This is a genomic window from Kitasatospora setae KM-6054 (assembly GCF_000269985.1).
GTDB classification, from domain to species: Bacteria; Actinomycetota; Actinomycetes; order Streptomycetales; family Streptomycetaceae; genus Kitasatospora; species Kitasatospora setae.
The window spans coordinates 865,649-886,407 of record NC_016109.1; the positions used below are offsets into that span (position 1 = coordinate 865,649).

The 20,759-nt window shown below is 74.8% G+C and carries 18 protein-coding genes; 14 read left to right on the forward strand and 4 right to left on the reverse strand.

Features of this window, described 5'->3' with window-relative positions; genetic code table 11:
* Positions 1-79: 79 nt before the first annotated feature.
* A complete protein-coding gene (locus KSE_RS03760; RefSeq protein WP_014133941.1) occupies positions 80-868 on the forward strand; it encodes a response regulator in 789 nt (262 codons plus the stop codon).
* Positions 869-1,064: 196 nt separating this feature from the next.
* Here KSE_RS03760 and KSE_RS03765 read toward each other — a convergent pair whose 3' ends face one another.
* Complete coding sequence (locus tag KSE_RS03765; protein ID WP_014133942.1) at positions 1,065-2,405, reverse strand: GH1 family beta-glucosidase; 1,341 nt, start codon at positions 2,403-2,405, stop codon at positions 1,065-1,067.
* A 309-nt stretch (positions 2,406-2,714) separates the two neighbouring features.
* Between KSE_RS03765 and KSE_RS03770 the strand changes: the two genes are divergently transcribed.
* The 8 genes from KSE_RS03770 to KSE_RS03805 all read left to right on the forward strand — a co-directional run bounded on the left by KSE_RS03770 (position 2,715) and on the right by KSE_RS03805 (position 12,318).
* Positions 2,715-3,203, forward strand: a complete 489-nt coding sequence (locus KSE_RS03770; protein WP_014133943.1) for a hypothetical protein — start codon at positions 2,715-2,717, stop codon at positions 3,201-3,203.
* Positions 3,204-3,587: 384 nt separating this feature from the next.
* Positions 3,588-4,145: a hypothetical protein gene (locus KSE_RS43545; protein WP_014133944.1), complete on the forward strand. Its 558-nt coding sequence runs from the start codon at positions 3,588-3,590 to the stop codon at positions 4,143-4,145.
* A gap of 42 nt (positions 4,146-4,187) precedes the next feature.
* The gene (locus KSE_RS03780) at positions 4,188-4,931 is read left to right on the forward strand and encodes a sigma 54 modulation/S30EA ribosomal C-terminal domain-containing protein (RefSeq protein WP_014133945.1); all 744 of its coding nucleotides are present in this window, start codon (positions 4,188-4,190) and stop codon (positions 4,929-4,931) included.
* Between the two features lie 71 nt (positions 4,932-5,002).
* On the forward strand, positions 5,003-5,716 hold the full coding sequence (locus KSE_RS03785; protein WP_014133946.1) for a hypothetical protein: 714 nt from the start codon (positions 5,003-5,005) through the stop codon (positions 5,714-5,716).
* A gap of 142 nt (positions 5,717-5,858) precedes the next feature.
* The gene (locus KSE_RS03790; RefSeq protein WP_014133947.1) at positions 5,859-10,304 is read left to right on the forward strand and encodes an ATP-binding protein; all 4,446 of its coding nucleotides are present in this window, start codon (positions 5,859-5,861) and stop codon (positions 10,302-10,304) included.
* A gap of 106 nt (positions 10,305-10,410) precedes the next feature.
* Entirely contained in the window at positions 10,411-11,151 is a 741-nt protein-coding gene (locus tag KSE_RS03795; RefSeq protein WP_014133948.1) for a Crp/Fnr family transcriptional regulator, read from the forward strand.
* Positions 11,152-11,236: 85 nt separating this feature from the next.
* Positions 11,237-12,028: a hypothetical protein gene (locus tag KSE_RS38085; RefSeq protein ID WP_014133949.1), complete on the forward strand. Its 792-nt coding sequence runs from the start codon at positions 11,237-11,239 to the stop codon at positions 12,026-12,028.
* Positions 12,025-12,318 carry a hypothetical protein gene (locus tag KSE_RS03805; RefSeq protein ID WP_014133950.1) on the forward strand — a complete coding sequence of 98 codons (294 nt, stop codon included), beginning with the start codon at positions 12,025-12,027 and terminating at the stop codon, positions 12,316-12,318. The genes KSE_RS38085 and KSE_RS03805 overlap by 4 nt, the downstream gene beginning before the upstream one ends.
* Positions 12,319-12,323: 5 nt before the next feature.
* Here the strand turns inward: KSE_RS03805 and KSE_RS03810 are convergent, their stop codons facing one another.
* A complete protein-coding gene (locus KSE_RS03810; RefSeq protein ID WP_014133951.1) occupies positions 12,324-13,523 on the reverse strand; it encodes an IS110 family RNA-guided transposase in 1,200 nt (399 codons plus the stop codon).
* A gap of 212 nt (positions 13,524-13,735) precedes the next feature.
* On the opposite strand from KSE_RS03810, the gene KSE_RS03815 reads away from it, so the two are divergent.
* Genes KSE_RS03815 through KSE_RS03825 form a run of 3 tightly spaced genes read left to right on the forward strand, consistent with a single transcriptional unit; the run spans position 13,736 to position 15,911 of the window.
* On the forward strand, positions 13,736-14,488 hold the full coding sequence (locus KSE_RS03815) for a hypothetical protein (protein ID WP_014133952.1): 753 nt from the start codon (positions 13,736-13,738) through the stop codon (positions 14,486-14,488).
* Positions 14,485-14,784: a helix-turn-helix domain-containing protein gene (locus KSE_RS03820; RefSeq protein WP_033259037.1), complete on the forward strand. Its 300-nt coding sequence runs from the start codon at positions 14,485-14,487 to the stop codon at positions 14,782-14,784. The genes KSE_RS03815 and KSE_RS03820 overlap by 4 nt, the downstream gene beginning before the upstream one ends.
* On the forward strand, positions 14,781-15,911 hold the full coding sequence (locus KSE_RS03825) for a hypothetical protein (protein WP_014133954.1): 1,131 nt from the start codon (positions 14,781-14,783) through the stop codon (positions 15,909-15,911). The genes KSE_RS03820 and KSE_RS03825 overlap by 4 nt, the downstream gene beginning before the upstream one ends.
* A 52-nt stretch (positions 15,912-15,963) precedes the next feature.
* Here the strand turns inward: KSE_RS03825 and KSE_RS03830 are convergent, their stop codons facing one another.
* A complete protein-coding gene (locus KSE_RS03830) occupies positions 15,964-17,136 on the reverse strand; it encodes a magnesium and cobalt transport protein CorA (protein ID WP_033259036.1) in 1,173 nt (390 codons plus the stop codon).
* Positions 17,137-17,533: 397 nt separating this feature from the next.
* Between KSE_RS03830 and KSE_RS03835 the strand changes: the two genes are divergently transcribed.
* Positions 17,534-18,493: an SDR family oxidoreductase gene (locus tag KSE_RS03835; RefSeq protein WP_014133956.1), complete on the forward strand. Its 960-nt coding sequence runs from the start codon at positions 17,534-17,536 to the stop codon at positions 18,491-18,493.
* On the opposite strand, the gene KSE_RS03840 is transcribed toward KSE_RS03835, so the two are convergent.
* The gene (locus tag KSE_RS03840; protein ID WP_014133957.1) at positions 18,484-19,545 is read right to left on the reverse strand and encodes a helix-turn-helix transcriptional regulator; all 1,062 of its coding nucleotides are present in this window, start codon (positions 19,543-19,545) and stop codon (positions 18,484-18,486) included. The genes KSE_RS03835 and KSE_RS03840 overlap by 10 nt on opposite strands.
* A gap of 79 nt (positions 19,546-19,624) precedes the next feature.
* Here KSE_RS03840 and KSE_RS03845 point away from each other — a divergent pair, with 79 nt between their 5' ends.
* On the forward strand, positions 19,625-20,650 hold the full coding sequence (locus tag KSE_RS03845) for a HEAT repeat domain-containing protein (RefSeq protein WP_014133958.1): 1,026 nt from the start codon (positions 19,625-19,627) through the stop codon (positions 20,648-20,650).
* Positions 20,651-20,759: the final 109 nt, after the last annotated feature.

A 20,759-nucleotide genomic window follows, 5' to 3' on the forward strand; every position in this document is an offset into this window, starting at 1 on the left:
GGACGGCGCAGCGCTCACTGTAGAGGCCGGAGGACAAGCGTTGTTGTCGGGGGTGAGGTGAGGGCCTATGGTTCCAGTCATGCCCGGCAACGACTTCCTCCTCCGGGCCACCGCGCGGGAGACGTCCGAGATCATGGACGCCGCGGTGGCGCGCACGGCGCGGCACCTCGCCGACCGGCTGCTGACGGGGAACGGTCCGCTCCGTCCCCCCGGGCTCCCGGAGGACCCGATGGGACGGGCCCTGGGGATGCTGCACATCCTGGACCAGCTGCAGCGGGCCGCGGAGCGCCTCCGGGCGGACGCGGCCAGGACGGCGGCCCGGACCGGAGCCGGCTACCCCCAGCTCGGCTCGGCCTGCGGGCTGACCCGCCAGGGAGCCCGGCAGCGCTGGCCGGGCCTCTACGACCATTCCGACGAAGAACCTACGGAGACCCCGATCATGACCAGCCCCGCCCACGCCTTCGACGTGCTGCTGGTGGAGGACGACGCGGCCGACGCCATGCTGATCGAGGAGGCGCTGGCCGAACGCGGCGCCCGCAACCTCGTCCAGGTCACCGACGGTCTCGCCGCCCTGGAACACCTGCGCGCGCCGGACTCGCCCCGCCCCGACCTGATCGTCCTGGACCTCAACATGCCCCGGATGAACGGCCGCGACCTGCTGCGGGTCCTCAAGTCCGACGAGGACCTGCGGACGATCCCCGTCGTCGTGCTCACCACCTCCGCCGCCCCTGACGACGTCGCCGGCGCCTACAGCAGCCACGCCAACGCCTACGTCACCAAGCCGGTCAACCTGGCGGAGTTCGAGCAGGCCGTCCAGAGCATCGACGCCTTCTACCTCGACACCGCGACCCGCCCGCCCCGCCGCTGAAGCGCTGAGCCGCTGAGCCGCCGGGACCCGGTGCCGCGACGCCGGCGGGTGCGGCGAAAGCACGGGTCGGGCTGTTCCGGCGGCGGCGCTCCCGCAGGCCGTCGCACCACTGCCGGTCGACACCGGTACCGGCATCGGCACCAGCGGGGACGCGGAATCTCCGGCGGTGGCCTCGCCGCCGCACCCAGGACGGCCGCTACGAGGCGGCCGACTTCGCCCGCTGGGCCGCGATCAGGTCGCGGTACCAGGCGAACGACGCCTTCGGGGTCCGCCGCTGGGTGGCGAAGTCGACGTGCACCAGGCCGAAGCGCTCGCCGAACCCCTCTCCCCATTCGAAATTGTCGAGCAGCGACCACGTGTAGTAGCCGCGGACGTCGATGCCGGCGGTGGCGGCGCGCGCGAGGGCGTCGAGGTGGCCGGCCAGGTAGTCGATGCGGGGCGTGTCGTCGAGGGTGGCGTCGGTGGAGCAGCCGTTCTCGGTGACGGTGATCGGGGGCAGCGCGTCGCCGTAGCGCCCGCGCAGGGTGAGCAGGAGTTCGTACAGGCCCTCGGGGACGACGGGCCAGCCGAAGTGGGTGCGCGGGACGCCTTCGATCGGCGCTTCGGCGAACGGCAGGCCCGGGTCGGTGGGGGCGGCGATCCGGGTCGGGTTGTAGTAGTTGACGCCCAGCCCGTCCAGGCCGCCCCGGGAGATCAGGGCCAGGTCGCCGTCGTGGACGGCGCCGTGCAGGTCCGGTCCGACGCCGTACGCGGAGAGGTCCGGGTAGCGTCCCAGCAGCAGGGGGTCGGTGAACAGCCGGTTGTGCAGCGCGTCGTACGCCTCGGCGGCGGCCCGGTCCTCGGGGGCGTCGCTCGCGGGCCGCACCGGGGTGAGGTTGTTGGCGATCAGGACCTCGCGGCCGCGGGTCCGCAGTGCCGCGGCGGCCAGGCCGTGGGCGAGGAGCTGGTGGTGGGCGGCGGGCAGCGCGTCCAGCATCAGGGTCCGGCCCGGGGCGTGGATGCCGAGGGCGTAGCCGTAGACCATGTGCACGAACGGCTCGTTGAGGGTGGTCCAGGCAGGCACTCGATCACCCAGCCGGTCGGCCGTGACGCTCGCGTACTCGGCGAAGCGGTGGGCGGTGTCGCGGTCGAGCCAGCCGCCGGTGTCCTCCAGGGCCTGCGGGAGGTCCCAGTGGAAGAGGGTGGGGAGCGGGGTGATCCCGGCGTCGAGGAGGCCGTCGACCAGGCGGTCGTAGAAGTCCAGCCCCGCGGTGTTCACCGGCCCCCGCCCGGCCGGCTGGACGCGCGGCCAGGCGATCGAGAAGCGGTACCCGTCCACGCCCAGGTCCCGCATCAACTCCACGTCCTGCGGCCAGCGGTGGTAGTGGTCGCAGGCGGTGCGCCCGGTGTGGCCGTCGCGGATCGCGCCGGGGCGGGCGGTGAAGGTGTCCCAGACGGACGGGCCGCGGCCGTCCGCGTCGACGGCGCCCTCGATCTGGTAGGCGGCGGTGGAGACACCCCAGCGGAATCCGGCGGGCAGGTCGTAGCGGTCCGGCACGGGTGCCTCCTGACGAGCGGCGAATGAACATGAGGAGTGCTCATGTTAGGGAGTGGGGCGGGAGAGATCCAGAGCCCGGCGCCGATCACCCCGCGAACGCCCGGCAGACGGCCTGCGGACGGCCTGCGGGGGGGTGCGGCCGGGTCACGCCCCCACGGTCGGCCCCGCCGAACGGCCCCGGGAGCCGGGGCCGTTCGGCCCTTCCGGGCGTCCGGGGCCGCTGTGGACAGTGAGCCGAGGTCAGCGAGGTGTCCGGCTCCGACTGCGGGGCCGATCGGGTGGGCGCGGGCGCCCAGGGAAGGCCGTGCGATGGAAACCGACGAGGTCATGCTGGCTGTCCGGCTCACCACCGCGGAGCGGACGCTGCTGCGGCGGCTGGCGCGCGGACACCGGGGCGACGTGTCCGAGGTGGTCGCGGACGCGCTGCTGGACGTCCTGCCGATGCTGCTCACACCACCGGGCCGCGAAGACCAATTTCCTTGGCATACAAGCAAGTTCACCGCCCCGCCGAGCCCGTTCGCCCCGTGCGCGGTGACGGTCTGGCTGCCGCCGGAGCTCGCCGAACTGCTGCCCGCGCTCGCCGCCCGGCTGGCCGGACGGGCGGCCGCCACGGGCTCCCCCGCGCCGCTCACCCCGTGCGCCGCGCTGGGCACCGCCCTGCGGCTCTGGCTGCGACAGGACCCGGAGCGCCTGGCCGCCGGCCTGCACGCACTGCACTGCGGCGCCGCACACGCGCACCCCCACGCGCAGCCGCAGCCGCACCCGGCATCCGTACGGCAGCGGCCCGTCGCGGCCTGATCCGCCCGTCACGGGCCTGATCCGCCCGTCACGGCCAGGACCGCTCGCCGGACATGCCGTCAGCCCGTCAGGCCCCCGCCGAGCAGGGCCTTTCGGCGCCGGAGCGGGGGCGGGAGCGGGGCCGTCGGGCCGCTGCCGGCGGGACCATCGGCCCTGGGGCGGCGGGCCGGCGGCGGACCACCATGGAGCGCCACCGCTCGGCGGGGTGGTGCCGCTCTCCCCGGACGCCTCCCCCGCCGGGCGGTCCGGCACGCGCCGCCGGGCGGGGCCCGAGTCGCCCCCGGGCGGCGCGCACCCGGTGGACACCGCCCCGGCCCGCCACGACCTGCCGGTGCGCCGCCGACGCTCCCCTTCCCGCACGGACCGACCGGAGGTCGAACCGCCATGGCCCACCCCGTCCTCGCCCTCGGCACCGCCGCGCTGACCGCCACCGGCAGTGCCTGGTCCCTGCCCGCCTTGCCCGCCCTGCTCGACCTGCGGGCCGGACCGGACCGGCCGCGCGCCGCCCGCCTCACCGCTGCCGGCTGCCTCGCCTGGTGGGGCGCCCTGGCCGCGACCGCCCTGCTGCTCACCACCCCGCTGCCCTGGCCCGTCCCGCTCGGCGCCGCGCTGACCGGCACGCTCGGCGCCCTCGCGCTGCGCGCCGCCGCCGGCGCGGAACGCCGCGCCGCGCGCCGCGAACAGGCACGGCTCTGGGGCGCGCCGGGGCCCGCCCTCCCGTGCGCCCTCCCGTACGAGCTGCCGGCCGCCGTCCCGCCCCGGCACGCCCCGGCGGTGGGCTGGCTCACCACCGGACTGGCCGCCGTCGCGGCGGGGGCGGCCGCGACGCTGCTGGCCGGGCGGCCGGGACCGGCCGGGTCGGCGGTGCTGACGGTCGCCGCCTCGGCGGGGCTGTGCCTGCTGATCGTGCTGGTCGCGCTGCACCGCCCCGGCCCCCGCTGACCCCGCTGACCGCCGCCCGCCGCCACGCCCGAGGAGCCCGCCATGCCCGCCTCCCCCTCCGCCTCCCCCGCCGCCCCTCCCCTCCCCGGGGACGCGCTCGCGCTCGCCCGGGCCCGGGTCGCCGCCGCCGCTGCCGCTGCCGCGCGGGACGCCTCCGCGCTGGTCGAGGCCGTGCGGGTCCGCCTCACCGCCGCGCCCGGACGCGTCCTCGCCCAGGTCAACGCGGAGGTCGACGGGCGGCGGGTGCGCGTGCAGCTCGCCGCCCGCACCGCGGGAGAGGCCGCCGAACGGCTCGCGGACGGGCTGCGCCGGCGGGTGCGCGCCGTCTCCGCGAGCTGGCGGCCCCGGCCCTGGCCGTCCGCCGAGCCGGCCGCCGAGCCGGGCACCGGACCCGCCGCCGCCCGCTCGGGGCGGATCGTCCGCGTCAAGTCGCCCGCCCTGGTGTGGTGTTCGCCCGACGCGGCGGTCCGCACCCTGGACGCGATGGACTACGACATCCACCTGTTCACCGACCCGGCCACCGAGACCGACGCCGTCGTCCACCGGATCGGCCCGACCGGCTACCGCCTGGCCCGCACCCTCCCGGCCGGCCCGCCGCACCGGCCCGCCACCCCGCTCACCCTCAGCCCGCTGCCGGCCCCGCCGCTGACCGACCGGCAGGCCGCCGCCCGCCTCACCACCGCCGACCTCCCGTACCTCTTCTTCGCCGACCCGGCCACCCGCCGCGGCCGCGTCCTCTACCGCCGCCTGGACGGCCACCTCGCCCTGCTCACCGGCGCGCCCTGAGCGGCCTTGGACACTTCGGCCCGGGAAACCCGGGTGAACGGCCGCTGACCTGCCCGCTAGAGTCGCGCTCCGTGGAAGAACAGCCGATCACCGTGCACCGCATCCGCTCCGGCGCGCGCGAGTACCGCGTCGTCCGCTCGGCCCCGGGTCCGGGGCGGCTGGTGCTGCGGGACGAGCACCACTGGATGACGCTGTACGCCGACCGGCCGGGCCTGGCGCGGCTGCTGGCGCTCTGGTCGCTGGCCGCCCGTTCCCCGCACACCCTGCTGTACCTGCCGCTGCGTGGTCGGCCGATGCCCGACGGTCCGCTCCCGGGGCCGGTGTCCGAGGCCGGGCAGCCCGGGCTGGACCTCGTCCTGGCCCACCACTCGCTGGGTTTCCGCCCGAGCGCCTGGAAGGAGGTCCGCGCCCGCCTCGGCCCGGGCCGGCCGCAGCGCACCGGCACCCCCGACACCGAGTTCACCGTCCGGTCCGGGCGCGCCGAGCGCTTCCACCACGCCGAGTTCCGCGACCACCTGCACTTCGCCACCGCCGCCGGAACCCTCTTCGTGACCGCCAGCGCCCCGGCCTTCCGCGACGCCGGCGCCGAACTGCGCTCCCTCCTCGCCGACGCCCCGGCCGTCCACCACCGCCACTACCGCCGGCACCCCGACCTCCCCGAGGTCCCCGTCTACCAGCACGTGTGCGTCGAGCTCTCCACCGCCCCCACCCGCCACGGCGACCTCCACGGCCCTTTCCTCCCGGGCATGCTGCACGTGCAGTACTGCCCGGAATGGGCGTACTGATCACCAAGCGCCGCATCGGGAAACCCCTCGCTCACATCCGGCCCAACTTCGGACACCCGCCTCCGCGCCGCCGCCCGGGCCCGTACGGTCCGCCCCGGGCCCGCTGCGGTCCCGGCTCCGCACACGTCGACAGGAGGACACGGTGGCACCACGACCGGGAGGGGAGTCCGACAAGTTCGGCAACCGCTACGAGGGGGCCTGGACGGTCCGCCAGGCTCTGAACGTGCTCCTGGGCAGGGGTGAGTCGATCGTCCTCGAACCGGCTTCCCCGCTGGGCGACGGCGTCGAGTTCCTGTACCGGCGCGACGGCGTGACGCAGGCCCACCAGGTGAAGCGGCAGCACCGGAACGCGAACAGCTGGAGTGTGCACTCGCTCCGCGAGAAGGGCGTCTGGGACGCGCTGCGGTTCCACGTCGAGGGCGGCCGCACCTTCCACTTCGTGTCGACGGTGCCCGCCCGGGCGGTCGAGGAGCTCACCGACCGCGCGCGCCGTTCCGACGACGCCGCGGCCTTCCGGCGGGAGTGGCTGTCGGACGGCCTCGGGGACCAGTTCGACGCCCTCGCCTCCGCCGCCGTCTACGGCTCGGCCGAGGTGGCCTGGCGCATGCTGCGCGGGCTGTGGGTGGAGTGGCACAACGAGCGGGAACTGATCGACACCAACGCGGTGCTCGCCGAGCAGGTCCTCACCGGCGCGCCGGGCCACCCGGCCGCGCTGACCCTGGGGGACGTCCTGCTGGCCGGCCTCGGCAGCACGCTCGACGCCCCCGCGCTCACGTCCCGCCTGGCGGTGCACGGGCTCCGGCCGGCCGGCCGGGCGGAGGGCGCCGCGGTGGCCGAGTCGGTCGCCGCGGCGACCCGGAGCTGGGCGGCGACCGTCGAGCCCGGCCTGCTCCGGCCGGTCATCGCGCGGGCGGAGGCGGACCTGCTGGTCGAACGGGTCACGGCCGACGGCCCGCGGCTCACCCTGCTGACCGGTACGGCGGGCAGCGGGAAGAGCGCCGTGCTGCACCAGGCGGTCGGAGCGCTCACGGCATCGGGGACGCCGGTGCTCGCCTTCCGCCTGGACCGGCTCGCCCCCTTCGACTCGACCCACCGGCTCGGCCGGCACGTCAAGCTGGCCATGTCGCCGGTCGGCGCGCTGGCCACCGCCGCGGCCGGGCGGCCCTGCGTGCTGGTGGTGGACCAGTTGGACGCCGTGAGCCTGGTGTCGGGGCGCAGCTCGCAGGCGTTCGGCCCGGTGGCCGACCTGATCGGCGAGGCCGCCGCCTTCCCGGCGATGCGGGTCGTCCTCGTCTGCCGGGCCTTCGACGCCAAGGCCGACCCGCGGATCCGTGAACTGGCCTCCGCCGACGATTCGGTACGGCTGGAAGTGGGATCGCTGGCCAGCGCCCAGGTGAATGCCGCGCTCGTCGGCATGGGCCTGGATCCGGGGCGGCTGACGTCCTCGCAGCGCGCGCTGCTCGGCTCCCCGCTGCACCTGTTCCTGCTGGCCCAGCTCGCGGACCGCCCGGACGTGCTCACCGGGCTCCGTTCCCGTCGGCAACTCCTGGACGCTTTCTGGGAGTTCAAACGGGGCCAGTGCGATGTGCGGCTTCCTTCGACGCGTTTCCACCGAGCGGTCTCCGCAGTCGCCGCGACCATGAGCGAGCGCCAGCAGCTCTTCGTTCCGGACAGCGTGCTGGACACGGACGACCTCGCCGCGAGCGGACGGGTCCTGGTGTCGGAGAACGTCCTGGTCCGGGACGGCCGGAAGCTCGCGTTCTTCCACGAGAGCTTCTTCGACTACGCCTTCGCCCGGGACTGGCTCCGGCGGAACGACGGCCTGGTGGAGTTCCTCACCGGCGCGGAGCAGGAGCTGTTCCGGCGCGGGCAGCTGCGGCAGGTCCTCGACCACCTGCGGGAGCAGGACGAGGAGCGCTTCGCCGAGGAGGTCGAGGCGCTGCTCACCGCCCCGGGGATCCGGTACCACCTGAAGGAGGTGGTACTCGCCGTCCTGCGCGGCCTGCCGGATCCGACCGCCGCGGAGTGGGGCGCGGTCTCCCGGGTCCTGGCGGGCCGCCCCCCGTTCATGGACCAGGTGGTGAACGCGGTCCGAAGCCCGGCCTGGTTCCGCCGCGCGGACGACGAAGGCGTGGTCGCCGACTGGCTGGCCGGCGCGGACAGCCGGGAACGGGACTGGGCGATCCAGCTGTTGGGTGCGGCGTCCGACGAACTCCCGGACCGGGTGGCCCAGTTGCTGGAACCGCACACCGCGCACCCGCAGTTCGGCTCCTGGCTGGCCTGGATCATCCGCTTCGCCAGGATCGGCGAGAGCCGACCGCTCTTCGACCTCCTGCTGGGCGCCGTACGGGCGGGCCGCCTGGCCGGCCACGATCGCGACCTCTGGGTGGCGGTGGACGAATTCGCCGACGAACAGCCTGCGTGGGCGGTCGAGTTGATCGGCGCCCAGCTCATCGACGGGCCCGACGCGCTCCGGCTGGACAAGCGGGGCAGGGTGGCCGCCCTGGAAAGCCGGGACCACTTCGGGGTGAAGGTGATCACCGCTGCCGCGCTCGGCGCCCCGGCGGAGTACTGCCTGCGGGTCCTCCCGGCACTGGTGCGGGTCATGGCCGCGACCGCCATGCCCCGGAAGTGGGCAGGCCCGGCCTATGACCGCCACTTCTCCCTCCGGTCTCCCGAGGAGCAGCCCGGCGACCTGGCCGAAGCGCTCTACCACGGTGCGGCCGCCGCGCTGCGGGCGGTGGCGGCGGCGGATCCCGCCGGGGCTCGCGAGTTGCTGGCGCAACTGGCCGCCGCCCCGTTCGAGGCCGCGGTCTGGCTGGTGTACCGGACGCTGGCCTCGACCGGTGAAGCTCTCGCGCCCTGGGCGGCCGCGCTCCTGCTGGAGGGGAGGCACCGGCTGTTCGTGGGCTACGCCTCGCACTCCACCTGGGGAGCGCGTGACGTGCTGGTCGCCATCGGCGGCGCACTGCCCGACACCACGCTCGCGGACCTGGAGCGGCTGATCCTCCACCTGCGCCTCCCGCACAACGGCGAACTGTCGCCCTGGCACGAGTTCTCCCTCCTCTCGGCGCTCCCCGAGGACCGGCTCTCCGCCCCGGCGGGACGGCGGCTGGGCGAACTCCGCCGGCTGCTCGACCGGGCGGAACCGGATGCGCCGCAGGCGATCACGGCCGGCTTCGCCCGGTCGCCGATCCCCTCGGAATCGGCCCGGCAGATGAGCGACGACCAGTGGCTGGCCGCGTTGAAGAAGCACAGCCAGGACCGCACCGACTGGTCGACCGGTACCGGCGGCGCCCACGAACTCGCCCTGGTGCTGCAGGGCATGACGGAGCGGGAGCCCGTCCGGTTCGCCCGGCTCGCGCTGCGGATCGACGCCGGGACGCACCCGGCCTACGGCTCCGCGCTGCTCCGGGGCCTCGGCGACACCGAGCGGCTCGACGACCCCGAACCGCTCTTCGCCGCGGTCCGCCACTTCGCCGGCCAGCGCAGGCCCGCCCACGACCGCTGGCTGGGCTGGGCGGTCCGCCGGCACCTGGACGCCGTTCCGATCGACCTGGTGGAGGCCCTCCTGCGCTGTGCCCTGGAGTCCGACGATCCCACCCCCGCCAGGACCGCCACGACGCTGGAGGACAGCGACGGGGACCTGTTCACCTCGGGCATCAACACCGTGCGCGGCACCGCCGCCGAGTTCCTGGGCGACCTCCTCCTCTCCGACCCGGACGGCACTCGCGCCGCCCTGCTCCTGCCGCACGTGGAGCAGCTCGCCGCCGACCCCTCCCCCGCGGTCCGGACCTGCGTGGCGCACCTGCTGCACGCCGCGCTGCGCCACGACCGGGCCACCGTGGCCCGCGCGTTCGACGTGCTGGTTCAGGCCCCTGATCCGCTGCTGGCCTCGCGCACCGTGCTGCGCCTGTTCGTGGCCCTGTGCGACGGGGACCCGGCGGCGGGGCACCCGGTGATCGACCGCATGCTGCGCTCCGAGTTCGCCGCGGTGCGGAGGGCCGGTGGGCAGGTCGCCGCCCTCGCGGCGATGGATTGGGAGACGAACGAATTCCTGGCCGCGGTCCTCGGCGGCGATGACGGCCCCCGGATGCAGGGCGCCGCGGAAGTGTGCGCCCAGCGCCTCACCCGCACCGGGGACGCGGCCATCTCCCACCACGCGCTGGTCCGCTTCTTCCACCACCCCGACGAGGAGGTCCGGGAGGCCGCCGCCACCGTCGCCGCGGCGCTGCGCGGACACCGCCTGGCCCCGGTCCGCGCGACGCTGACCGCCCTGATGGAGTCGCGCGCGTTCGAGCCGGCCCTGCCCCAGCTGCTGATCACCCTCGACGATGCCCCGGACCGGATCGACGAACTGGCCCTGACCTGTGTCCGCCGCTTCCTCAAGGTGTTCGGCAAGGACGCGGCGGACCTGCGGACGGGGGCGGCCGCCGACGCCCACCGGATCGGCGAACTCCTGGTCAGGGCCCACGCCCGGGCGACGCCGAGGAGCCGACGCGCCGAAATCCTCGATCTAATGGACGAGTTGCTGCTCACCGGAGCCTTCGGAGTCACCCAAGCGATCACCGAGGCCGACCGGGACTGACCCGCCGCGGACGCCCGTCCGCATGCTGCCGCACGCCCCCGGCGCACCTACGACCGGGGGCGGGAAACGCCTGTTCCGGCCGGGTGGGCCGTGCTGTGCTGGGCGCATGGACGACTCGCGGACACCTCGCACCCCGTTCTTCCACGCCCTCTCCGCCGAGGCCCGGCGCGCCCTGGAGCGGATCGGCCGCACCCGGCGGTTCGCCTCCGGGCAGGTCCTCATCGAGGAGGGGGACGACCGGCAGGAGGTGTGGTTACTCCTCCGGGGATCGGCGAAGGTCACCCGCCTGATCAGCGACGGCAAGGCGTCGCTCGTGGACTTCAAGGTCTCCGGCGAACTGCTGGGCGAGATCGCCGCCATGGACTGCGGGCCGCGGACCGCCACCGTCACGGCCTGCCGCGACGGCTTGGCCCGCGTCATCGCCTGGCCCGACCTGCTGTCCTTCCTCCGCGAGCACCCCGAGGCGATGATCGCCCTGCACCGGGTGCTCGGCGCCCGTCTGCGCAGCTCCGACCGCAGGCGGCTGGAGTTCGGGGCGTATCCGGTCCTGATCCGGCTGGCCCGGGTACTGGTCGACCTCGCGGAGTCGTGCGGGACCAGGCTCCCCGACCGCGGGACCCCGCCCCGGAAGGTGTACCGCATCGACGTGGCCCTGACGCAGCTCGAGTACGCCTCGCTCACCGGGGTGAAGGAGCGCGCCGTGCACCAGGCGTTCGCCGAACTCCGCCGACTGGAGTTGGTCACCACGAACGAACGGCTGCCCCACGTCTCCGACATGGACCGCCTGCGCGCGATCGCGCTTCTGGACGAGGGCGCGGAGCGGTCCCTTGTCAAGTATTCCGCATGAATGCGTGATAGTCGGCAACCACGGCCGCTTGCCCAATAGTTGGCGTGCACCGCACCCGACACCCTTGGAAAGGTGGTCAGTTGCCATGACCGAGCAACTCTGCCCGCTGCCTCCGGGCAGCACTCCGCGCCGCCGGCTGTGCATGACGGTGGACGTGGCACGGTACAGCCGCCTCGACACCCTGACCCAGCTCGCCGTCCAGACGGACCTGGTCCGGCTGCTGGACGAGGCGGCCCGGCGCTCCGGGCTGGACCGCACGGCCTGGGAGCGCCAGCCCCAGGGCGACGCCGAGTTCGACGTCCTCCCGGAGGGCGTTCCGGAAACGGTCGTCCTGGGGCCGTTCGTCCACCACCTCTCGACCTGCCTGCACCTGCTCAACGCCCGGACGGACGGGCCGCGGCTGCGGATGCGGTTGGCGATCGACTCCGGCGTCGCCACGACCGCCGCACTGGGCCACGCGGGACCAGGACCGGTCGCCGTGGCCCGGTACGTCAACGCGCACCAGCTGAAGGCGGCCCTGGCCGGCCTCCCGTCCGCCGATCTGGCCGTCATCATCTCCGACCGGCTCTACCAGGACGTGGTCCGCTCCGGCCATCCCGGCCTCGACCCCGCCCAGTACCTGCGCGTCCACGTCCGGATCAAGGAGTTCCTCTCCTACGGCTGGATCCGGGTCCCCGGCCACGGCCCGGACGACCTGCGCGCGTTCGCGGACGGTCCGCTCAATCCGCCGCCGCCCCCGGCTCCGGCGGACGGGTTCCCGTTCAAGCTCGCCCAGCACGTGCGCCACGGCGCCGCCGTCGGACGGGACGTGCACGGGGCGATCACCATCGGGCCGGCCCCCTCCCCCTCGGACAGCGCCGCCCTGCACCTCGGATGACGGCCGGCCCGGAGAACACGCCGCAGACCGGCGAGAACCACCGGGTCCAGTGGCTGGAGCACGGGGTGAACGTCGGACACGCGGTCTACGGCGGCATCCACATCCACTCCGCCCCGGTGCCGGCCGCACCGTCCGGCCGGTACCCGGCACCAGCGCTCCCCGTCCCGCTGCCGACGCTGCGCACCGCCGAACTCCGATCCGCACTCCACCGCCTTTCCCTCGCCTGCGCGCACGCCGCCCAGGCCCTGTCGACCGCCGGGCCCGCCCCGGCCGGAGAGGAGTCTCAATGACGAAGTCAAGCCGCCTGTGTGGCTGGGACGGGGGTGAAGAGTCTGCCGTCGCGCAGGAGTGCCCACAGGACGCTGACGCGGCGTCGGGCGAGGGCGATGACGGCTTGGACGTGTCTGCAGCCCTCGGCGCGTTTCTTGAGGTAGAAGTCCCGGTTGGGACCGTCGTTGACGATGCTGGTCTGGGCGGACATGTAGAACACCCGTCGCAGGCGGCGGCTGTAGCGTTTGGGTCGGTGCATGTTGCCGGTGCGGCGTCCGGAGTCGCGGGGGACGGGCACCAGCCCGGCTGCGGAGGCGAGGTGGCCGGCGTCCGCGTAGGCCGCCAGGTCGCCGGCCGCGACGACGAGCTCCGCCCCGAGGATCGGTCCGATGCCGGGCATCGACTCGATGATCCCGGCCTGCGGATGGGTGCGGAAGACCTCTGCGATCTGCTTGTCGACCCGTTTGATCCTCTCGTCCAGGGCCAGGATCTGCGTGGCAAGGTCGGCGACGATCGCGGCGGCGACGTCCTCGCCGGGCAGCACGGTGTGCTGGGCGGCGGCGGCCTCCGCCGCGACGGAAGCCACTGTGCCGGGATTGCGGACGCCGCGCTTGGCGAGCCAGGCGGTGAGGCGGGCCGGACCCCTGCCCCGGAGGGCGGCGGGGGTCTGGTAGCCCGTCAGCAGGACCAGGGCGCCCTTGTGGGCGGAGTAGTCGAAGGCCCGTTCCAGGGCGGGGAAGACGCCGGTCAGCACGTCGCGGAGCCGGTTGATCATCCGCACGCGGTCGGCGACCAGGTCGGAGCGGTGCGAGGTCAGCAGCGCCAAGTCGGCCGCCAACTGGGCGGGAACGTCGATGGTGGTGAAGTCGCGGCGGTGGCGGGCGGTCTCGGCGATGACGTAGGCGTCGCGGGCGTCGGTCTTCGCCTCGCCCCGGTAGGCGCCGGACATGCGGTTGACGGTCCGGCCCGGCACGTAGACGACCTGCTGGCCGTGGGCGGCGAGCATCGCCAGCAGCAGTGCCGAGGCGGTGCCGCAGATGTCCACCGCCCAGCGGACCTCGTCGGCGAGTTCCAGGATCTCGCCGAGCGCGGTCAGGATCGCCGACTCGTCGTTGTCGACCTTCTTCGACCACAGGGTGGTGCCGGCCCCGTCGACCACGGCCGCCCAGTGGTGGCCCTTGCCGGCGTCGACGCCGGCCCAGGCCAGGGTTCGTCGCTCGCTCACGTGTCCCTCCTCGGATCCGCCCGAGTCCCGTCGGCCCGAGGAACACCCCGCCGTCGTCTCCGTAAACAGCGACCGCACACAGCGCGCACATCTCAATCAGCGGCCAGGGCGCCCCGGAGAACCGGACGGCCACTCCTCGGGAGCCACTGAAGACAAGAACCGATCAGCCACATCCGGCCCTCCCGGGCCGCTTAACACCTTACGGAGAACCGATGAGCTGGACGGCCCCGTTCACCTTCAAGCGCATCAGCCGCGCCCTGCTGACCGACCCGGAGGGCAGCCAACCCCACCTGGCCGTCCGCACGGAGGACGGCGACCGGCGGCTCTCCCCCGCAGAGTGCCGCCGGGCCCTCTACCGGCCGCACCGCGACGACGCCCTGCGGCCGGAGATCTGGCGCCAGGCGGTGTCCGACGCCCGCTCCGAGCCCCGGGAGGGGCCCGGCACCCGCACGCTGCTGCTCGTCTGGCTGACCCTGCCGGGAATGAACCGGCACCTGTACCGGCTCCTGGACCTCTGGCGGCTCGAACGCCCCGACCTGGAGGCGGAAGCCGTCCTGGGAGTGCTCACCGCCCTCTCCACCGCCGATCCGGACACGCCCGGGGTCGGCGGCCTGCTGATCAGGGGCGGCGTCAGGCAGATGTGGACGTACGCCTCCCGGGTCAGGAAGGAGGTCCCGGTCGTCGACCTCGGCCGCTTCGCCCGGGCTCGGAACACCGTGCCGCCACCGGTCGCCCGCCCGCTCCGCTCCGGCCGGTGGCGGCTGCGGACCGTCCCGCCCCCGCGTCCGGCGGGGCTACCCGGCACACTCCGGTTCACCGAGGCGCAGCGCCGGGTGGAGGGCGAACGGCTCGGCGCGCTCGCTCACAACACGGGCCTGTCCGAGCTGGTTCTCCGGGCCCGCCGCCACCAGGGGGGCTGGCTCGTCGGCACCCTCGCGCTCGGACCCGCCCGGAGGCCGCGATGAGTCCCCGCTCCGACCCGCCGATGGGGTTCGCCGAAGCCTTCGACCTGCCCCTGAGCATCGACCTGCGCACCGCCGCCCGCGCGATCGGCGTCTGCCCCGGCACCGCGTACAAGCTCATCCGCCGGAACGCCTTCCCGTGCTCCGTACTCCGGGTCGGCGGGCAGTACCGCATCCCCACCGCCGACCTGCTGCGCTCGCTCGGCATCGCGGAACTCCCGGTGTACGCGTCCGACTTGGCCGCAGGCGCCGAGATCGCCGACCGGCTCGACGGGCTCGGAACGGAGGAGTTCGAATGACCTCGCCGTCCCCTGAGCGGCACCCCGACCGGCCCCGACAGTGCTTCGTGATCGGCCCGATCGGCAATCCCCACGCCACCCACGGAAGTCCCGAACGCGCCGCTTACGAGCACCACTTGGAGGTGTTCGAGGAAGTGATCGCCCCGGCCTGCGCGAAGTTCGCCATCGCCGCCCTGCGCGCGGACGGCATCGCCAGCCCGGGCGACATCAACGAGCAGATCTGCCGGCACGTCATCAACTCCGATCTGGTCGTCGCGGACGTCAGCGGGGGCAACCCCAACGTGATGTACGAGTTGGGGCTCCGCCATCTCGGCGGCCGTCCGATCATCCACATCGGCGAGGACGGCCAACTGCCTTTCGACATCGCGTCGGTGCGGATCATCAGGTACCAGCGGACCCGCACTTCGCTCGCCGGAACCCGGCGCCGGATCGAGGACGCCTTGGCGGCCGGCATCCAGCACGGCTTCGAACTCCTCACGCCCGCACGCGTGTTGCGGGCGATCCAGCTCGACAGCAACCCCGCACCGGATCGGTCCACCGACCCGCCCCCGGAAGAGGACGACGACCGGCCGGGCCTGCTCGACGACTTCGCGGCCGTCGAGCAGGGGCTGGCCGAACTGACCGGGCAACTGGGCACGTTGGCGGGAGCGGTGGAAACCGTCGGCACGCTGACCGCGCGACACAACGCCGAGATGCTCGACCTCGTCCAGGCCAACGCGCCGGCGAGTGCACGGTTCGCGGCAGTGGCGCGGCTCGCCGACGCGCTCATCGCCCCTGCTACTGAAATGCACACCACCGCACAGGAGTTCTCCGCCGGAATGGCCGTCTTGGACAGCGGGATACGAACGGCGCTGGAGATCATCGAGACGACGGCACCCGAGGAACTCGACCAGGATGCTCTCGAATTCCTCGAACAGCTCGTCTCGCTGGACGAAGGCGTCAGGGCCGGCTTCTCCGAGCTCAGCACGCTGATCACAGCAGTCGGCCGCATGCACCTGATGAGCCGGCGGCTGCGCGGGCCGGCGAAGGCCATCTCCGGCGCGTTGCAGCGGTTGCACGCAGTCGTCACCCGCGTGAACGCTTGGGCCGACCGGGCCCGCGGACTGCTGCCGGTCGGCACCGGATAGCACCCGGCCGACGGGTCCGGACCCACCACGGGCCCGGACCCGTCGGCGCCGGCTACAGCCAGTTGCGGCGCTTGAAGATCAGGTAGAGGCTGACGCAGACCACGCCCATCAGGCCGATCGCGAAGGGGTAGCCGAAGGCCCAGTGGAGTTCCGGCATCTCCTCGAAGTTCATGCCGTAGACGGTGCCGATGAGGGTGGGGGCGAAGAGGATGGCGGCCCAGGAGGAGATCTTCTTGATCTCGTCGTTCTGGGCGTGGCCGGCTTCGGCGAGTTGCTTCATCTCCTCGTTCTGGCGCTGGGAGACCAGGGTGGCGTTGACGGTGAGGATGTTCTGGAGCATCTGGCGGAAGCCGTCGACGCGTTCGGCGGCGTAGGTGGCGTGGTCGGCGACGTCGCGGAGGTAGCGCTGGAGTTCCTCGTCGGTGCCGTACTTCTGGAAGCCGCCTTCCAGGGCGCGGAGGATCTCCAGCAGGGGGCCGGTGGCGCGCTGGAACTCGATGACCTCGCGGGAGAGTTCGTAGATGCGGCGGGAGACCTGGGGGTCGCCGCCGAAGACCTCGGTCTCGATCTCGTCGATGTCGTGCTGGAGGCCGGCGATGACGGGGGCGTAGCCGTCGACGACGGCGTCGAGGACGGCGTAGAGGACGGCTTCGGGGCCGAGGGCGAGGAGTTCGGGGTCGGCTTCGAGGCGGCTGCGGACCATCGAGATGTCGGGCGACTGGGAGTGCCGGACGGTGAGGACGAAGTCGGGGCCGACGAAGAGGTGGATCTCGCCGAAGTCGACTTCCTCGACGTCGTCGAGGTAGCGGGCGGCGCGCAGCACGACGAAGAGGGTGTCGCCGTAGCGTTCGAGTTTGGGGCGCTGGTGGGCGACGATGGCGTCTTCGAGGGCGAGTTCGTGGAGGTCGAACTTCTCTGCGGCTTCGACGAGTTGGGCTTCGGCGGGGCGGTAGAGGCCGATCCAGGCCATGGTGCCGGGCTTGCCGGGGAGGTCGCGGTAGATCTCGGCGAGGCTGGCGGGGGTCTCTGTCCGGCGGCCGTCGTGGTAGACGGCGGCGTCGACGACGGAGCGTTCCAGCGCGTCGGGTTCGCGGACGCCGTCGTGCTGCTCGGAGCGCGGGTCCATGGAGTGTTCGGGGGCGGCGGTGCGGTCGGCGGGCCGCTGGGCGGTCCGGCCGAAGGGTCGCCTGCTCGCGCGCACGGCGCGCACACGCCAGTCGGACACGGCGGTACCTCCACGGGTCTGGTGCCGCCGGGCCCGGTCGGGCGGGCGGGGCGGCGGGCCCCGCTGGACGCCGGGCGCGGGGCCGCGGCGCGGGGCCGAACGCGGGGTTCAGCGGGCGGTGCGGCGCGGACGCGGGGCGCGGCGGAGACCGGGAACGGGTGGGAACATCCCGGAGCGGGGCCGACTTCGGCCCGGACTACTGCACTCCACTGCTCTCACCTCCTGTACGTTCCGGGCGCCCTGGGGCGGCCCTGACCGCTGCCCAGTCTACCGGCCCGTTCCCGGGCCCCTCCGCCGGGCCTCGGGGAGGGACACCGGTCGGGGCCGTTCGCGGCTGTCGGCGGGGCGAAGATGAAAGGTGACGTGGTCTGTCACCTTTGGCGTCGATGCTTGAGGCATGGAGAACACGAACGATGACGGTGTCCGTACCGAACAGCCGCTGGCCGGCCGGATCGCCCTGGTCGCGGGCGCGACCCGGGGCGCGGGCCGGGCGCTGGCGGTGGAGCTGGGCCGGGCGGGGGCGACGGTCTACGTGACCGGGCGGACGACCCGGACCCGGGTGAGCGAGGTGGGCCGGGCGAGCGAGACGATCGAGGAGACCGGGGAGTTGGTGACGGCGGCCGGCGGGACGGGCGTCGCGGTGCCCACCGACCACCTGGACGAGGCGCAGGTGCGGGCGCTGTTCGAGCGGATCGAGGCGGCGCACGGGCGCCTGGACGTCCTGGTGAACGACCTGTGGGGCGGGGAGCACCTGACCGCCGGGTCGATCTTCGGGAAGAAGAGCTGGGAGACGCCGCTCGCCGACGGGCTGCGGGTGCTGGAACTGGGCGTCCGCTCGCACGTGGTGACGGCGGCGCTCGGCCTGCCGCTGCTGGTGCGTTCGGACGGGCCGCTGCTGGTGGAGGTCACCGACGGCACGGCGGCGTACAACCGCAGGTACCGGGAGAACCTCTACTACGACCTGGCGAAGAACGCGCCGATCCGGATGGCCTTCGGGCTGGGGTCGGAGCTCGCGGAGTACGGCGGCGCGGCGGTCTGCGTGACGCCGGGTTTCCTGCGCTCGGAGCAGATGCTCACCCACTTCGGCGCGACCGAGCAGACCTGGCGGGACGTCATCGCCGTCGAGCCGACCTTCGCGATCGCGGAGTCGCCCCGCTACCTGGCGCGCGGGGTCGCGGCGCTGGCCGCCGACCCGCGGCGGGCCGAGCGGTGGAACCGGAAGTCGACCTCCAGCGCCGAGCTGGCCCGGGTCTACGGCGTCACGGACGCGGACGGCAGCCGGCCGGACGCCTGGGGGTACTTCGACGCGCTGGAGGAGCGGGGGGCGGCGGCGGTCTCGGCGGACGACTACCGCTGAGCCCCGCCCGGGGTCCGACCGTCCGGGGCCCGACCGTCTGGAACCCGACCGCCCGGGTTCTCGTCGGCGTCCTCCTCCGGGTAGAGCGCGGCGAGGTCCCGGGCGTGCCGGGCGAACCGGGCGCGGAGCGCGGGCGGGGCCAGCACCTCGGCCTCGGCGCCGAGCCGGACGAGTTCGGCGAACGCGATCTCCTCGCTCTCCACGGCCAGTTCGAGGACGGTCCGGCCGCCGGGTTCCGGGGAGCTCGCGGCCAGTGCGGCCTCGGCCGCCGTCCGGTCGGTGACCTCGGGCAGGCGGCGCGCGCCCTCCGGGGTGAGCCGGAGGGTGACGGTGGCGCGCAGCAGGGTGCGGGCGAACCGGGCGCTGTGCTCCTGCCAGTACGCCGCCAGCTCGAAGGCCGCGTCGCGGCTGAACGGTTCGCCGGGCGGGGTGCGCAGCGCGCTGATCCGGTCGGCCCGGTAGGTGCGGTAGGCGGCCGCGTCCGGGACCCGGGCGACCAGGTACCAGACGCCCGCCTTCAGGACCAGCCCGTACGGTTCGACCTCCCTTGCCGGTCCGGGTTCGCGGCCGGGGCGGGCGTAGGCGAGTTCGACGGCGCGGTCGGCCCAGAGGGCGCGGGCGAGTTCCGGCAGCAGCTCGGGGGTGGACGGTTCGCGGAACCAGGCGGGGGCGTCCAGGTGGAAGCGCCGGGCCGAGGACTCGGCGGCGGCCCGCAGCGAGGGCAGCAGGGTCGCGGAGAGCTTGAGCCGGGCGGTGTCGGCGGCGTCGGAGAGGCCGAGGTCGCGCAGCGCGGTGGGCAGGCCGGAGAGGTAGAGGGTCTCGGCCTCGGTCGGGTCCAGCGTGGTGAGGCGGGTGCGGTGGCCGGGGGCGAGCCGGTAGCCGCCGGCCCGGCCGCGTTCGGAGCGGACCGGGATCCCGGCCTCCTGGAGCGCCTGGACGTCGCGGATGACGGTCCGTTCGGAGACCCCGAGCTCCCGGCCGAGCTCGGCGGCGGTGCGGCCGGGGCTGGACTGGAGCAGCAGGGCCATGCGGATCAGACGGGCGGCGCGCATGCGTCCCAGCATCGCCGATCCGCGCCCCGGCCGGACAATCCGCTGGCCCCGGCCGCCCCCGGTCGGCCACACTCGACGCATGATCGACAGCGACCCGGGAACCGGCCCGACCACGGCGGACGGCCGGCACGTGGCGGCCGCCCGGTCCGCGCCGGTCGACGACGCGCTGCGGGCCGCCGGGGCGATGGCGGGCGCCGCCGATCCGGCCGTTCGGGCCGCGGGCCACCTGCGGTTGGGGCGGCGCGCCCAGGTCGGGGTGGACGAGGTGCGGGCGTGGGTCGCGGACGCCGTGCTGGCCCTGGCGGCGGACGAGCGGGACGCCGGCGTGCTGCCCGCGCTGGTGCGGGCGCTGGAGTCGACGCAGGACGGGCGGGCGCTGCCGGTGTTGCTGGGGCTGGCCGGGCACCCGGCGTGGGAGGTGCGGGAGGCGGTCGCCCGGGGGCTGCCGTTCCTGGGCGGGGAGGAGTCGGGCCCGCGGCGGGTGCGCGCGCTGCTGGCGCTGTCCCGGGACGAGGACCCGGACGTGCGCGGGGCGGCGGTGTTCTCGCTCGGCACGCTGGAGGAGTCGCCCGACCCGGCGGTGCCGGACGCGCTGCGCGAGCGGCTGGCCGACGCGGACCCGGACGTCGCGGCGGAGGCGGTCCGCGGGCTGGCCCGCCGCCGGGGCGCCGCCGTCGTGCCCCGGCTGCTCGCCCTGCTGCGGGCGGAGGCCGCCGGGGCGGACGGCCCGCACCCGCTGACGCTGTCCGCCGCCGCCGTCCTGGGCCAGCCCGAACTGCTGCCCGCGCTAGCCGAGTTGGCGGCGGCCGACGCTGCGGACGAGCGGGTCGGCGAGGCGCTGGCCGCCTGCGACCCGGAGCGGACCGGGCGGCTCGACGCGCTGGCCTGGGAGGTGCTGACGGCCCTGCACGCCCGCCGGCCGGACCTGGACGCGGCGCTCTCCCGGACCCGCTTCACCACCGAGCTCACCCTGCGCGTCGGCCCCCGCCCCGGCCGGGACGGCGGCTACTGCGCGGCGGCCCTGCTCCGCCGCGCGGACGACGACCCGGCCGCCGCGGCCGCCCTGGTCGACGCCGACCACCCGCCCGCCGCCGTCTCGCGCTGAAACCGACCACGCGCCCGTCCACGCGCCCGTGCCGCGCCCCCGCGCGCCGGGCGGCCGGAGGGTGGAGTGCGGGTTTCGCCGGGAATGCCCCGGGTTGCCCCGTCCGTCG